Source organism: Methanooceanicella nereidis (assembly GCF_021023085.1).
Lineage (GTDB): Archaea > Halobacteriota > Methanocellia > Methanocellales > Methanocellaceae > Methanooceanicella > Methanooceanicella nereidis.
Map to the genome: position 1 here is coordinate 78717 of NZ_PGCK01000011.1, position 15026 is coordinate 93742.

The 15026-nt window shown below is 38.2% G+C and carries 13 protein-coding genes; 6 read left to right on the forward strand and 7 right to left on the reverse strand.

Annotated elements, in window-relative coordinates:
• Positions 1-32: 32 nt before the first annotated feature.
• Together CUJ83_RS12705 and pap are read right to left on the reverse strand one after the other, a co-directional pair.
• Complete coding sequence (locus CUJ83_RS12705) at positions 33-2471, reverse strand: NosD domain-containing protein (RefSeq protein ID WP_230742696.1); 2439 nt, start codon at positions 2469-2471, stop codon at positions 33-35.
• A 973-nt stretch (positions 2472-3444) separates the two neighbouring features.
• On the reverse strand, positions 3445-4950 hold the full coding sequence (gene pap / locus CUJ83_RS12710; protein WP_230742697.1) for a polyphosphate:AMP phosphotransferase: 1506 nt from the start codon (positions 4948-4950) through the stop codon (positions 3445-3447).
• Positions 4951-5132: 182 nt separating this feature from the next.
• On the opposite strand from pap, the gene CUJ83_RS12715 reads away from it, so the two are divergent.
• The 3 genes from CUJ83_RS12715 (at position 5133) to CUJ83_RS12725 (ending at position 7596) form a co-directional block, all read left to right on the forward strand.
• Positions 5133-6494 (forward strand): flavodoxin family protein, encoded by a 1362-nt coding sequence (locus tag CUJ83_RS12715; RefSeq protein ID WP_230742698.1) that lies wholly within the window; start codon positions 5133-5135, stop codon positions 6492-6494.
• Positions 6495-6589: 95 nt separating this feature from the next.
• Positions 6590-7159 carry a hypothetical protein gene (locus CUJ83_RS12720; protein ID WP_230742699.1) on the forward strand — a complete coding sequence of 190 codons (570 nt, stop codon included), beginning with the start codon at positions 6590-6592 and terminating at the stop codon, positions 7157-7159.
• A 65-nt stretch (positions 7160-7224) separates the two neighbouring features.
• Positions 7225-7596, forward strand: a complete 372-nt coding sequence (locus CUJ83_RS12725) for a TfoX/Sxy family protein (RefSeq protein WP_230742700.1) — start codon at positions 7225-7227, stop codon at positions 7594-7596.
• Positions 7597-7672: 76 nt separating this feature from the next.
• On the opposite strand, the gene CUJ83_RS12730 is transcribed toward CUJ83_RS12725, so the two are convergent.
• The 5 genes from CUJ83_RS12730 to CUJ83_RS12750 all read right to left on the reverse strand — a co-directional run bounded on the left by CUJ83_RS12730 (position 7673) and on the right by CUJ83_RS12750 (position 10460).
• Positions 7673-8236: a hypothetical protein gene (locus tag CUJ83_RS12730; protein ID WP_230742701.1), complete on the reverse strand. Its 564-nt coding sequence runs from the start codon at positions 8234-8236 to the stop codon at positions 7673-7675.
• 153 nt (positions 8237-8389) lie between these two features.
• The gene (locus CUJ83_RS12735; RefSeq protein WP_230742702.1) at positions 8390-8569 is read right to left on the reverse strand and encodes a hypothetical protein; all 180 of its coding nucleotides are present in this window, start codon (positions 8567-8569) and stop codon (positions 8390-8392) included.
• 335 nt (positions 8570-8904) lie between these two features.
• A complete protein-coding gene (locus tag CUJ83_RS12740) occupies positions 8905-9312 on the reverse strand; it encodes a hypothetical protein (RefSeq protein WP_230742703.1) in 408 nt (135 codons plus the stop codon).
• Between the two features lie 79 nt (positions 9313-9391).
• The gene (locus CUJ83_RS12745) at positions 9392-9877 is read right to left on the reverse strand and encodes a peroxiredoxin family protein (protein WP_230742704.1); all 486 of its coding nucleotides are present in this window, start codon (positions 9875-9877) and stop codon (positions 9392-9394) included.
• Between the two features lie 178 nt (positions 9878-10055).
• A complete protein-coding gene (locus CUJ83_RS12750; RefSeq protein ID WP_230742705.1) occupies positions 10056-10460 on the reverse strand; it encodes a YkvA family protein in 405 nt (134 codons plus the stop codon).
• Between the two features lie 244 nt (positions 10461-10704).
• Between CUJ83_RS12750 and CUJ83_RS12755 the strand changes: the two genes are divergently transcribed.
• The 3 genes from CUJ83_RS12755 to CUJ83_RS12765 all read left to right on the forward strand — a co-directional run bounded on the left by CUJ83_RS12755 (position 10705) and on the right by CUJ83_RS12765 (position 14762).
• On the forward strand, positions 10705-11076 hold the full coding sequence (locus tag CUJ83_RS12755; RefSeq protein WP_230742706.1) for a hypothetical protein: 372 nt from the start codon (positions 10705-10707) through the stop codon (positions 11074-11076).
• A 260-nt stretch (positions 11077-11336) separates the two neighbouring features.
• Positions 11337-13385, forward strand: a complete 2049-nt coding sequence (locus tag CUJ83_RS12760) for a PAS domain S-box protein (protein WP_230742707.1) — start codon at positions 11337-11339, stop codon at positions 13383-13385.
• A gap of 1143 nt (positions 13386-14528) precedes the next feature.
• Positions 14529-14762, forward strand: a complete 234-nt coding sequence (locus CUJ83_RS12765) for a ChaB family protein (RefSeq protein WP_230742708.1) — start codon at positions 14529-14531, stop codon at positions 14760-14762.
• The last annotated feature ends 264 nt before the right edge of the window (positions 14763-15026 follow it).

Genomic DNA, 15026 nt, shown 5'->3' on the forward strand with positions numbered 1-15026 from the left:
CGGATATAAGGCGGGACAGAGTATAGAAAAGATCATTGATAGGATTCTTTTTGTACGTTTGATATTGCATTCTGTGCCTTGATATATCCAGGGTATATCATCAATGCTTTTTTATATTCCTTGATGGCTTCTTCTATCCTGACCATGCGCTGATAGATATTACCCTTATAGTAATGCGCGCAGGGGTCGTCATCGTTCAGCTTTATCACTTTTTCGAAATGACCCGCGGCTTTATTCGACTTTTTGTCTTCAAGATAAATGATGCCTAACTCCCTGTGAGCTATTATAAGGTCAGGGTTAAGTGTAAGGGCTTTCTTAAATAGCCTTACTTTTTCTTTTGTATTATCCTTGAAAGTTCCGCAGATATAATAAGAGAAAGCATTGGAGGGATTTATCCTTATGGCGTTATTGATCTCTGTTTCCGCCCCGGAACGGTCACCTTTATGGTAAAGGTTGATCGCATAGGCTCTGCATACCTCGCAATAGCTTTTATCGATCTCGTATGCTTTTTGGCTGAAATGAGCTGACTTTTCTATGAACTCATGCCCATCGTCCTCGTTTTCTTTTTTCCACTGCCCGATCATAGCATAAGCTTCGCTTAATCCTGCAAGGACCAGCGGATTTTCAGGAGACCTCTCCAGTATCTTTTCATATATGCTTATAGCGCTCAAATATCCTTTTTCCGTGAAAAGCAAAAAGTGTTTTCTACCCTCGAGATAATCGACGATGTATTGCTGTTCGTTCAGATCCCTCATCCTCAGCCTGTAAGTGTCAGTATCGATCTCGTTATTGGTCAGCTTTGACTCCAGATGCCTTTTATTCATGTCAATATCTTCGCGCAGCAGCTGGATATCGCCTTCGAATCCCAGGTCGTATTGTATGTTCTCCACTTTTCCAATGACATTGCCTTCGATTATAATGCCTATGAAATACATTATGACGAACTGTAAAGTGATAGGGATCAGGTATGGTAATTTCCATATGCCGATAAATCTTAAAGCATAGTAGATCGAAACTCCGATCAGCATCATTGATCCGAAGTAGATAGCATTTCTGATCAGGAACTCCTTATCCTTTAACAGAAGGTCAAAAAACCTTACCTGCTGCAGAGCTATGGGATTAGATAATATCTTTATAGGCGACCTCATCCTTATGATGCTGAATATCCTGTTCCCTGAGAGGAAATGTATGAACGTGATGTTAAAGCGGGAGTTAATGTGCGCGTTATAGTAATCGTTTCTCCGTATGTTAAACATCGATATCAGCCTATTGATGGGCTTAAGGACGTACTTCGATATTGGCTGCCGGAACGGGGCGGCCATACCTCCGAATATGTTAGAGATTATGAATCTCTGGAGATCTATCATAAAAAATATTTTGTCGATAAATGCAAAAAATATGGAAATAAATGAGATCTCCAGGAAAGAAAGGCTCTTTTCAGGAATGAAATAGTCATCCTTTCCGTTCCCGCTTGCAATGTTCCCGGTCTTATCGGCGATAACGGTATCGCAGTTCTCATCTATATAGAACCCGTAGCCACCGTTAAAGCTCGCGTTGTTTTGAAAAAGTACGCTATTGTTCGAGCTATTTATGTATATTCCATTATCTCGGTTATTTATTGCCGTATTATAGAGGATCTGATTATCATGGCTAAATGATGTGACATAAATACCGTCTTTCAAGTTGAAAGTGACCGTGTTATTTTTAAGGATGTTCGTCTTTGAAAATTCCACTGCGATACCGATCGAATTATGATCGAACCGGTTATTCTCCAGGTAGTTCTTATCGCTTGAACCCGCTACCCAGATACCTTTGTTCTTATTATTGCTAGCCTCATTATTTAACAGGTAATTCTTATCCGAGGAATATAGATAAATTCCGTTGCCGTCGTTGTAATTGATAATGTTCCCGGATATCAGGTTATTATTTGAAGAATCGATAAACAAGCCTTCATCATTAAATATTACCTGGTTTTTTTCAACGATACAATGCTCACAGCCATCCAGAATAATGCCGAAATAACAATCGGTTATCTTATTGTTTTTTATTATGGAATCATCCGAATTGATCCATAGACCGTAGTATTTCTTATTTTTATATACCGGATCTCCGCAGTCATATAGCTCGGAATTGATCAATTGAAAACTGCTGCCTTCATCCACTAAAAAGATGTACGGGTATTCCGCATTGGATGAGGATATCATGGAATCATTGATATATAATCTCCCGCCATCCATGACCTCTATCCTGTACAGCCTGTCATGAGACGCATTTATTTCCAGCGTTACGTTATCTAACACCAGCCATTCTCCGCGTTCTATGATGAGGTCTTCATCGAGCTTTATGGTGATATCCTTGTAAGAGTCGTATTTCGTAATGTTCGCTGCCGATGCATTACATACCGGTGAGAAAAAGATGATGAGAGTTAGAAGAGATAATACACTGAAAAATGAGAATAAATATCTCTTCATTTTGATACCCCTATGATAGTATAATACTTCGATAACAATAATTATTCATTTGATTAAAACTTTTCTTATTCATAGATAAATGGTCTGTACTATAAACTTATTTTCAAAATACATATTAACATAAAAAAGTACTTTGTGTCCCTTTATCGCCGTTGTACGCTACCGTTAAAAACTGCATGTAACATCTATTATGGGATCGATGTTCTGCCGTTGTGCCTGTCGGATGGCAGGTAGGCACGTAACCTCACAGAAACACAGAACCACAAATTTTTTTTAGAATTTAAGGTCACGAAAACCCAAAGGTTCACTCACCAAACCACAAATGGCTCCAGTATCACCGTCAACGCACTAAAGTCTCTAATGCACGGCTTAATGCTCGAAGTGCTCTAATTCACCAACGCTAAAACAAGACCCGAACATTCTCCAAAAACACTAAAGTTTAACTGCACGGTTGACGCTTACACGACAAATATATCACTGCTATAGGTCAAGGAGAACACAAACCGGGATATTAGACTTTCGTGCTTTGGGGAATGTTCGTGTCTTGTTTTAGCGTTGGTGACTTAGAGCAGGTTGGTGCGTTGAGCCGAGCGTTAGAGGTGTTAGTGCGTTGACGGTGATACTTGAGCCCTTTGTGGTTTGGTGAGTAAATTCTTAGTGCTTTTTGTGCCCTTAAAAAATCATATAAAAAAATTTTGTGTTTCCGTGTTTCTGTGAGGTTACGTGCCTGCCTGCCATCCGACAGGCACAACCATAAAAACTTCATCTCAAAGACCAGTAAGTACGACACGTACTTTCATTCTTAAAACCTGAGCAAGACCCCGTTCATCAAAGATTTTGCGGTTAATAGTTCGTGTTCCTTAGTCGCATTTGTGCCTTAGTCGTGAAAAAAGAAATAATATTTTCAGGAATTAAGAAGACATAGCACTTTAGGCAAACGATTATTATTGGCATTGTGTTTAAACAAATAAGCTCAGAAAGCTTTTTCTACCTCCTCTATAACGGTCTTCAAAGTCTTGATCCTTGCATAATACTTATCGTTTGATTCGATTATGGTCCAGGGGGCGTAAGTTGTGCTGGTCCTTAACAGCATTTCATCGATAGCCACAGCATAATCATCCCACTTTGATCTGTTCCTCCAATCCTCGTCCGTTATCTTCCACTTTTTATGCACGTCCTGTTCCCGGAATTTAAACCTTTCGAACTGGACGTCCCTGTCTATATGAAGCCAGAATTTGATCAGGACAGATCCGAAATCCACAAGTGTCTCTTCCATCTCGTTTATCTCGCCGTATGCCCGCTTCCACTCTTCCTGGCTGCATAGCCCTTCCACCCTCTCGACAAGAACCCTTCCATACCAGCTTCTATCGAATATGGTGATATGGCCTGCCTTCGGGAATTCCTTCCAGAACCTCCAAAGATAGTGGTGAGACCGTTCGTAGTCGTCAGGCGAAGATATCGGTACTACTTCATAGCCTCTCGGGTCAAGGTTTTCTGTCAGTCTCTTAATATTCCCGCCTTTTCCCGATGCGTCCCATCCCTCGTATACTATGATGATAGGTATTTTCTTTATGAATGCCTCATATTGTATCTCTTTAATCCTGTCCTGATAGATCTTCAGCTTTTTCTTATACTCGTCAGCCGTCAGGGATCTTGACATGTCAACTTTTTCCAGTATCGAAGTGCTCATGTTTTTTATCCCGGGGATCTCAGACCGGATATCCTGCTTATCGTTCGTTCTTTCCGAGTCCAATTGTTCCAGCTTATTTTCTATGGCTTTGATCACTGTATCGAAGATCTTCACTCTCGCGAACCTTTTATCGTTCGCCTTGATTATCGTCCAGGGAGCATATTCCGTATCCGTGCTTTCGATAATCTTCTCGATCACTGGAACGTATTTATTGTAATTTTTATGAAGGTTCCAGTCCTCTTTCGATATTATCCATGATGTAAGGGAATTTTTCTCCAATTTATCGAATCTCTTTTTTTGCTCCTTTTTACTGATATGAAGGAACAGTTTTATGATGACATAGCCTTCGTTAGCCAGTTGTTTTTCAAAATAGTTCACCTTATCAAAACATTCGAAATTCTTGACAGATCTTAAAGGGTCTTTCTTTTTTAAGTCGATGTCGAGTTTTTCTGCAAGTGTGCGCCTGTACCAGCTTTTTTCAAAGACAGCTATCCTGCCCCCGGCAGGGGTCCTGGTCCAGAACCTCCAGAAAAAAGGCCTTAATGATTCCTCTTTATCAGGCTTTGATATTTGATAGACGTTAAATCCCCTGGGGTCCAGAGGCAATATGAGATCGTTGATCAGCTCACCTTTTCCGGAAGCGTCCCAGCCTTCAAAAACTATCATTATGGGCACTTTTTTATCCCTTGCCTGCCTTTGAAGCTCACCCAGCCTTATCTCCAGATCAGGGAATATACGATCATATTCTTTTTTATCCATTTTTTTAGTGAGGTCGATCTTTTCAAACATCGGAATACCTGTGTATCATGGTTTTGACTTAAATGCTGTTTTCGTTCGCCCGAGTATAAAATGTATATTTTATCGGGAAATGATATAATTATTGTATCCGTTTATTATTTTACTTATACTATGTAGTAACAATAGCTCTGAAAACAATAAAAAGCCTAAAAATATGCAAGGCAGGCATTTAGATGAAGATCGCGGTAATGAACGGAAGCCCTAAAGGGGATAATAGTATAACTCTGCAATATATCGGCTACATTAAAAACATGGTCAAGGGCCATGAATTTGAAGTCATTAACGTAGGCCACGATATAAAAAAGATAGAAAATGATACTACGCTGTTTTTATCCATCATGGAAAAAATACAAAATTCAGATGCGGTGATCTGGGCTTTTCCTGTATACCATCTTTCGGTTCCGTCACAGCTTAAAAGATTCATCGAGCTTATGTTTGAGCATTACAGAAACGGAGACCTAAAAGATAAATACACGACTTCAATAACGACTTCGGCTCATTTTTTTGATAATCTCGCCCATGAATATATGCATTCGATATGCGAAGATCTCGATATGAGATATGTGGCGGGATTCTCTGCGGACATGATGGACCTGTTGAAAAAAGAAGAAAGGGACAACATGATCAAGTTCGCAAAAAACTTTTTAGAGCATGCGGAGAACAGGCTGCCTGTAGAAAAAAGATATCAGCCGATATCATATGATACTAAAGAGTTCATGCCGGCAGAGACCTCAAAGATACCAGCGGCTAAAGATCATAAGATAGTTCTTGTGACCGATGCGGGGGAAAATGATACTAACCTGAACAGGATGATCGAAATTTTCTTAAAAAGCATTCCGTGTAACGTTGAAGTAGTCAATATCAATGACGCTGATATTAGGGGAGGATGCCTTGGCTGTATGAAATGTGCGTATGACGGCACATGTGTCTATAAAGACGATGTGACAGGCATCTATAAAAATATCATTTTTCCGGCTGACGCCATGATCTATGCGACCAAGACCCGTGACAGGTACTTTTCGTCAAGGCTTAAGATGTTCTTTGACAGGTCTTTTTTTAACGGGCACCGGCCAATGGCTCAAAATAAACAGATGGGCTATATCATATCAGGCCCGCTCAGGCAGCTGAATACATTAAGGCAAGATCTTGAGTCAAGGGCTATGGTAGGTAACACTAATCTGGCAGGTATAGTAACGGATGAATATGATGACTCCGTTTACCTGACCTCGTTGATCCAAAACTTTTCAGGACAGCTTATAAAGAGCCTTGATGAGCAGATGAATAAGCCGCCTATGTTCCCCGGAGTCGGCGGGCACAAGATATTCAGGGACCTTGTCTATTCTTTAAGCGGCATATTCAGAGAAGACGATAGATTCTATAAAACCAACGGGCTATATGATTTCCCACAAAAGGACATCCGCGGAAGGGCTTTTAATCTCGCATTGAGATGGTCGTTAAAAATACCATTCATAAAGAAAGAGTTATACAATAACATGAGCAGGTACATGATCGAGCGGCTTAAAAAAATAAGTTAACAAAAGATCTAAATTTTTATTGCTGAACCAGATAGCTATCAGTAAAACTCATTTTTTTAAAACAAAATTTATCCAATAAATATTTAACATTATTAATGAAAATCAATAGTGATACAATGATACCTTTAAACCGGATCTCATCGCTGGATATCGACATATCGAAAGAAATAGACAGGATAATCGGATCATGTGGAAAGCATTCGATACCTAAAGACCGTGCAGCTATTCAAAAAGTATCTCAAACATATGAAAACCTAAAAACACTGGGATTTTTCGACCTTGTTGCCAGGAAATTTAATAATAATGAACATCTGACAAGAAGATTATTCCGGTATTATGACATGTTCGAGGGTGACGCAGTATCCGGAAAAATATTTTTTATCGTCGAATTCACAAAAGAGGCAATGGAAGCCTTTTTAGACGACGGCCAGGTAGCGTTAAAATTAAGAGAATGGCTTGTATCCTCATATAAAGAGCTATTTGATCTGAAAAATAATGAAAAGGACCTAAATAATCTGGAGCTGTGGAATAAAACATTTAGCGGGAAAAATTCTCGCTTACCTTCGGGCGTTAAGGCGATACCGTTCTATAAAGAGGATCTTTGCGACGGGATACCTGCATTGATCATCGTGCTCGTAAAGGAAACTGAACATAGTAATGCTTGACATAACGAATATTTAATAAATAAATATAGTAAACTCTTGTGTTAGATCTTATCGGTGGTATTATCATGGAGTGGGAAAAGGTATCGGACGAAAAAAGCGAATTACTGGGATCAAGCATTAAGGATCTTGTCACCGAAAAAAAGAAAATGTTCGGATGTCCGGTATATTTTGTCAATAATAATATGTTCACGGGCGTGCATGGAAGTAACATATTCTTAAGGCTATCAGAGGAAGATAGGGAAAAGATACTATCAGAATTCGAAAGCGTCAGTATATTCGAGCCCGTGAAAGGGCGAAAGATGAAAGAATATGTCGTACTGTCGCCAGCAATATTTAATGATAATGATCTTTTTAAACAATGGCTTTCACGTTCGCATGAATATGTTTCAGGTATGCCGGAAAGATCGCCTAAGAAGAGTAAAAGTAAAAAACCTTAGATCGGCTATAATTACATTTTTTGTCCGGCGGCACAATTATGAACATAGGCCGGATAAAAAATGTTAAAATATTCTTTTATTCTTCCCTGTCCAGCTTCATTATTTTATATGCTATTGCACCTATCACGGCAAGGATCATTCCCGGCAGTAACGTGACAGGGAAACAACAGATCACATGCCCGATCATCGTCGATAGTATCGCATCAACTGAGACTATGTTAAACGACGAAAATAAGCTTAATGCCATATCCACGATTATCGCTACAGGCCTGTGAATGATCTCGGCCACGACAGCAGAAAATGCCCCTATGCCGGCCGCATCGCTTTTTGTATTGATATACTCTGCAGCAAATTTTACCGATAACATCCCGGAAATGAGAAATACTATCAGTGTGAGGCTCATGAACAACAGGTAAACTACACTGAGCAAAGCAGTGTTCCCCGCGGAAGGTTCGGGCATGCTCATAGTAATATTTTCATTGCTGGTGTAATTGTCCGCCCAGGAAATAGCATCATCATTAAAGTCAGTGCCGCCGACGACATTGACTATCAGGGAGTTTATAATGGTAAGGAAAATAAGCGCGGCCCCGCATATGATACCTGCTTTTATTGCCTTTACATATTTTTCTTCCGTGAGCATACCTCCGCGATGATAAAAATGAAACGATTAACTGGTTATTAATTATTAAATAATGTTCACTGTTTATAACATTTATCGATATGACCGATACAAAGGTAACCAGTGGTATATAAAAAGGCAGGGATTTATTAAATGAAAATTATCCGGAGATGATCAAATGTCGTCTTCTTCATCGATGCTCACGATGTCCAGCGATTCGTCATGAAAGGGCTTAATATCCGAATCTATCTCGTCAAGACTGACATCTTCCGCGGAGTGAACATCTACGTCCGTATTTAATATGTTCGCCTTTTGCTTTCTGGCAAAGCAGAAATAGTTGGCGAAGTCATTCATATCCCCTATGATGACTAATTCATTCTTATGTGCGGCAAGCGAAATGTAAGTGATTGCTATTCCTCCTATATCTAATATAATATATATTTTTTAATAGGACAAATAGTTTTAGTGTAATAAAAAAAATGATATAAAGAAAATAATTATAATTAATAATAATGTAGATAATGCCATAAAAACAAAATTGGTCATTGTGCGTCCCGGATAATATTGTATTAGCATTACAGGATGTCGTAGATGATAATCACACAAGAACTTGGGATCATAAATAATGATTAAAAATAAAATGCCCTAAAGATCACGAAGGGCAAAAAATGATACTGCCCATATCAGTATCATTCAGTATACTGGATCGGCTTTTCGTTTATCATGTCCCATCTGGAATCCATAATGGCAGAAATGACCTTACCTTTAGATACGATTATCCTTGCATTATGGTGTGTCAATGCCTGTGTCACAGGAACCCCTGTGCGGTCACCATATCCGCCATGCGCGGACGTGAATTCTGCTGCAATGGCATATGTATACGGCATACGCAACGTATCCCAATAATAAACGTTCAGCGTATCAGGTATCCCGTCGAATTTATATGTCTCGTCGTTCATGACGAAATTTTTTGCCACCAGCACAGCATGATCAGGCGTATATATCTCATGCGGCTTTTTATCGGTCATGATGATCCCTGCAAGCCCTGCGACCAGGATCATCGATATTATGCTCAGCGATACTACGAACTTATCCATTTTATATCTCTATAAAGCATCAGACATGATGAATAATAAGCATTACTTTAGGTACGAAAAAAATGGTAGCTAAAAAAGATCAAACACCGGTATCCAGCTGCCTTAATTTATTCGCGATATCCGTGGCCGGAATGACATCGCCCGTATCACTTAAGGTCTGCTTGTACCTTATTATACCCGTCTTATCGATGACGAATACTGTGATCGCCAGTTCATCCTTATCGGCATTATATACACGATATTCGTCTATTATCCTGTGCCGGGGATCGCTTATCATCTTGAATTTTATTCCAAGCCGGTCGGATATTTCTTTCAGAGATCTTTCATCATTCATGCTGATAGCGACTACCTCGCCATCCTGATAACTGATACGGTTATAATCCCGGTTAAGTTCTTCAAGTTCCTTCAGGCTTATCTCCGAGCCCTTGCCCTTATGAAATAACAGGACAAGGTTACCTCTTCCCGTATACCCCCGGGAGTTAAAGGCCATCCCGTTGATATCAGTAGCTTCGAACATCGGTGCTATGATACCTTCATGGACTTTTACCTTACTTATACCGACCATAAATATTCACCAGAACGGAATCTGATATGCCGGTTTAAAAGCATAATTCAGGAAAAAAACAAAAGTTGTCATATTCTCTGGCTTTCACTCGAGATCATTTAGTTTTTAAATATATCAAGCACCAGAGCATACACTCCGATAAGCGAATATGCGCAGGATACCGGCGGCATTATGATCTTCAAGGCATGGCCTGGCTTTTATCGCCGAGCCTTAAACCTTTGTCGACATTATCCATAGCTTCCGTGTCTTTGATCCCGAATAATGATATCACTCTGTTGCGGGCTTTTTGTTTCGCCTCCTCATCGACATATTTGGAGACCAGCATTAAAGTGCCCATAAGCACTGTGATATCATCCGTATATCCCATACCGATCAGTATATCGGGAACAGCGTCCATGGCAAATATGAAATATCCCAGTGCAGCTATTATAGCCAGCCGGGACTTTATCGGCATTTTTTCATTCTGAAGGGAATAATACAGCACAAGCCCGCTATAGACTGCTTTCATACCGGCTTTTTTACCGTATTTTTTTATCTTACCCTGGAATGAGCTGTCAGAATAATGCTTTTCATACTCGACCATTATTTTATTATCCTCCGAGACCCTTTTTAACGTTCAATATCTACCATAACCCATACTTTATCTTCATTATCGTTGCGATGCATACAGTACTTTTTAATGATCAATTAATTAGATTCGCTAATAGTATAAAAACTAATTATTTAACTTAAATATAAACGATGACACATATAATATTTTACTTATGATAGCAGGTATACTGAAAAGATTTTATCCGAATACTACCATCAATGTACCCGGATAACTTATGAACAATGTTGATGATTTCGACGAAGAACAGGCTGCTGTATCGGTTTTTTCCTACCTGATAAGGGGGCTTGCCGGTGAAAGCCGGAATATTAACGAAGAGAAGAGAAAAGTCATCAAAGCAGAGCTTATAGAAAAAATGGCGCCCATGAAAAGATTATACGCCATGTCTGATGAATTATTCCCGATATACGTCGATTTTTGCATTGCCAATAAAAAATTCCTGAAGATACCTGAAACAATAAAAGTGTTCGGGGATGCGATATCGGCTAATAAAGTATCCGCAGGGGAAGAGAAGGTAATGATGGAATGGGTAAAGTACATTATGAACAATACAAAGACGACAGGGAATATTAAAACAAAAAGACGATAAGAATAATTTCCAGCCTATTACATAAAATATATAAAACGGTACATGTTGATTCGGATCAACACTAATTAATCAGGTCTGTATTCTAAAAATAGATAAAAAGCATTTATTAAATATTAATGAACAAATTATATCCATATATAAAAATATTAATTTTATAAATATTTGTATAAAAAAATTACCCATTTATTCTAATTAAACCATATAAAAAGTTTTAATACAGCGGGATAGCATAATAGCTAAATCTGGGATAAACGGGAAATGTGAAAAAGTTGTCGCCGGTTTTTAATGAGGATATAAAAGATGAAGATAAAACAAAAGAGCAACTTATAGCGGAGCTTGTCGAATTACGAAGACTGACAGCGAAACAAAACGGATCCTGGAAGAAAAGCCGTCCGGCAGAAGAGATGTTGAACTGGGAAAACATTCTCCTCCATAACATGTCCGATGGCTTACCTGTTGCAATATATTTTGCAGATCATGTCAATGATAAAATATTATATTTTAATAATAATTTCCTAAAATTATGGAATATCGAGCATCTGGAAAAAAAATTAAGATCAGGCGAGCTTAAACATTCTGACATAGTATCAAATTTATTATTACGGGTAAAAGATAAAGTATCATTTGCAAGAACAATGGAATTGCTTCAAAACGAAAATTGTAGCCATATAGCAGAGGAAGAGACCCTGCTGACTGACGGCAGGGTTATAAGGCTATACTCATTTATGATGAGAGACGCAGGTAACAGGTATCTGGGAAGATCATATAGTTATAATGATGTGACCGCGCGAAAGATCGTACAAGATGCGGAGAAGAAAAACCTGAACTTCCTGCAAGTGCTCATGAACACTATCCCGTTACCGATCTTTTATAAAAACCGGGAAGGCATATATATTGGCTGTAATGAAGCCTTTGAAAAATACCTGGGATTTGACAGAGACAGTATTATTGGAAAAACAGTATTTGACCTCGCCCCGGAAAATTTAGCGAAGATATATAAAAATGCCGATGATTCGCTCTTTAATTCCGGAGGTATACAGGTATATGAATCCCGGGTGAAAAATGCAGACGGTTCGGAACATGATGTCATATTCAATAAAGCTACCTATTTAAATCCCGACGGTAGTATAGGCGGCATGGTAGGCACAATACTGGACATAACCGAACGCAAACGATCCGAAAATGATATACTTAAGATGCACAGGGAGCTTGAAACGAGAGTAGCAGAAAGAACGTCAGAGCTAAAGAGGATCAACGAAGCGTTGCAGACGGAAATAAAAGAACGTAATAAGGCAGAAGAGGAACTGGAAAAAAGCATTAAAAAATATAAAGAGCTGGCAGATCTCCTGCCGCAGATAGTGTTTGAAATAGACATTAACGGCAACATTACGTTTGTAAATAAAAGTGCTTTTGGACTAACGAAATATAATGAAGAAGATTTCAAAAAAGGCCTGAATGCTTTCCAGATAATATCCCTGGAAGACAGAGACAGGCTTAAAGAGAATATGTCAAATGCATTAAAAGGTAATAGCGAAGGCGGAGAATACAGGATAAGAAGGAAAGATGGCAGCACATATCCGGGTATGATACACGCAAGCGTCATTTATCAGGATGACAGGCCGGCCGGGCTGAGAGGTTTCATAATCGACATTACGGAACTTAAACAGGCTGAAAAGCGCATACAAGCATCACTGGCTGAAAAAGAAGTGCTTATAAAAGAGATACATCATAGAGTAAAGAATAATCTACAGATAATATCCAGCCTTCTGAGCCTTCAGTTCGATTATATCCGGGATGAAAAAGACCTGGAGATATTCAAGGAAAGCCAGGACAGAGTAAGGACGATGGCATTGATACATGAAAAAATGTATCAGTCGAAGGACCTGGCAAACGTCGATATTTCAGAATATATGGATAATCTGACATCATATTTATTCAGGTCTTATGGAGTTGACAGGAATATCATAGGCCTTGAAATCGAATCGGGCGAAGTATATATGAACGTTAACACTGCCGTTCCCTGCGGGCTGATCATCAATGAACTTGTGTCGAACAGCTTAAAGTATGCTTTCCCTAATGGCAGAAAAGGTAAGATATCAATAAAGTTAAAACCAAAAAACATTGACAGGATGGTATTGACAATAATGGACGACGGCATAGGCCTGCCGGAAGAGAAAAATATCGATAACAATAAATCACTGGGTTTACAGCTTGTTCATGCGCTGACTGAACAGATAAACGGGTCCATCAGGCTTTACAGAAATGACGGCACAAGGTTCGAGATAGAGTTCCCGCATTCAAAAATATGATTGGTGTAGATGTTAAATTTTTTTTATTCATGGACCTTTTGTTCGTTAATTATCTCACCATTCATTATTTCATAAATATAGGTGCATCCGGTATTTACACAATGTACCATTGAGATGCTAACATCGTTCCTGACATCGTTGAGACTACTTTTTTTTGCTGTCATGTATATCACCAGTTTTACTATATTCTTATTAAATAATGATGATAATTCTTGCTGATAATATATATTATTTTTCTTAGCGTATTGAAAGTTATTAAATTCAATTACATCGGTTTACTAAAAAAGAAATATTTACAGATGGCAATAAAAATATTCGATGCAAATAGTATAGAATTGGACGGTATTTGTAAAAAAAACGGGATATAATATAGTTATATTGTGTATGTAAAAAGATTTTAATATATTTATAATAAAAGGACGCTTAGACCGTTAGATATATAACGGGAGCATAATTGAGAAAACAATAATATAATTAATTATTTTTGAAGGTATAATGACTCTAAAAATATAATAATTTTTTAGTTCTTCGGCTTTTTTTAGGTGATGTTCTTTGTGTTGTCCCTTTCGGATGGCAGGTAAACACTAACCTCACGAAAACACGGAACCACATAAATTTTTTTTATATGATTTTTAAGTGCACGAAATCACTAACGCTAAAACAACCTCCGAACCTCCCCCAAAGCACGAAATTATAATGGCACAGTTTGTGTTGCGCCTTATTGATCAACATTATTTAAAGTATGCTCGAACGTGTTGAACGTCAACCGTGCTATTAAACTTTGGTGGTTCGGGGAGTTTCGGGATTTGTTTTAGCGTTAGTGAATTATAGAATTTAGTGTGTTGAGTTGAGCGTTTTGGCCGTTAGTGCGTTAACGGTGATACCAGGGCCTTAGTGACTTGGTGAGTGATTTTTGGTGATTTTGAGGTCTTAAAATCTGAAAAATTTTTGTGTTTCTGTGTTTTCGTGAGGTTAGTGTTTACCTGCCATCCGAAAGGAACAACATAAAAACATCACTCCAAAGATCTGAGATGAACCAAATTTTTAAATAAGCGCAAAATAAAACGTATTCGATCATTATTTTATTAAATTATATAAATAAGAAAAATATACTAAATAGAGTTAACTTTATGGGGGAACTGTATGCCATATCAAAGTCTTGAAGAATTACCTGACCGAGTAAAAGAGAATTTGCCCGTGCACGCGCAGGAGATCTATCAAAATGCATTTAACAGCGCATGGGATCAATACGCAGACCCTGAAAAACGCAGAGGAAAAGAATCTCGAGAGGAGGCTGCTCACAGGGTAGCATGGGCTGCAGTAGAAAAGAAGTATAAAAAGGATGAAAAAACAGGCGAATGGAGAATGAAATCGTAAATAATCATATTTTGAATGTTCATATACATAACAAATTAAAAATAGTATAATATATACAATATTATGCATATATTACAAAAAAACCAATAGATTTATTTATCATTAAATAATCACAAAATCTAAATGTCAAATCCAAAAATGGCCATTTATTCAAAGCTTTTAGACACTGCTTTAATATTTATCTTAATTCTTATAGGTATTAATATATATCTATATATCAGGTCATCACTGGACACTAAACTATTATATGGAACTATAAGTGTC

Excerpts from the sequence above, each read along its gene's own strand:
- CUJ83_RS12705 (WP_230742696.1), bottom strand. The coding sequence starts at position 2,471 with ATGAAGAGATATTTATTCTCATTTTTCAGTGTATTATCTCTTCTAACT.
- pap (WP_230742697.1), bottom strand. The coding sequence starts at position 4,950 with ATGTTTGAAAAGATCGACCTCACTAAAAAAATGGATAAAAAAGAATAT.
- CUJ83_RS12715 (WP_230742698.1), top strand. The coding sequence starts at position 5,133 with ATGAAGATCGCGGTAATGAACGGAAGCCCTAAAGGGGATAATAGTATA.
- CUJ83_RS12720 (WP_230742699.1), top strand. The coding sequence starts at position 6,590 with ATGAAAATCAATAGTGATACAATGATACCTTTAAACCGGATCTCATCG.
- CUJ83_RS12725 (WP_230742700.1), top strand. The coding sequence starts at position 7,225 with ATGGAGTGGGAAAAGGTATCGGACGAAAAAAGCGAATTACTGGGATCA.
- CUJ83_RS12730 (WP_230742701.1), bottom strand. The coding sequence starts at position 8,236 with ATGCTCACGGAAGAAAAATATGTAAAGGCAATAAAAGCAGGTATCATA.
- CUJ83_RS12735 (WP_230742702.1), bottom strand. The coding sequence starts at position 8,569 with ATGAATGACTTCGCCAACTATTTCTGCTTTGCCAGAAAGCAAAAGGCG.
- CUJ83_RS12740 (WP_230742703.1), bottom strand. The coding sequence starts at position 9,312 with ATGGATAAGTTCGTAGTATCGCTGAGCATAATATCGATGATCCTGGTC.
- CUJ83_RS12745 (WP_230742704.1), bottom strand. The coding sequence starts at position 9,877 with ATGGTCGGTATAAGTAAGGTAAAAGTCCATGAAGGTATCATAGCACCG.
- CUJ83_RS12750 (WP_230742705.1), bottom strand. The coding sequence starts at position 10,460 with ATGGTCGAGTATGAAAAGCATTATTCTGACAGCTCATTCCAGGGTAAG.
- CUJ83_RS12755 (WP_230742706.1), top strand. The coding sequence starts at position 10,705 with ATGAACAATGTTGATGATTTCGACGAAGAACAGGCTGCTGTATCGGTT.
- CUJ83_RS12765 (WP_230742708.1), top strand. The coding sequence starts at position 14,529 with ATGCCATATCAAAGTCTTGAAGAATTACCTGACCGAGTAAAAGAGAAT.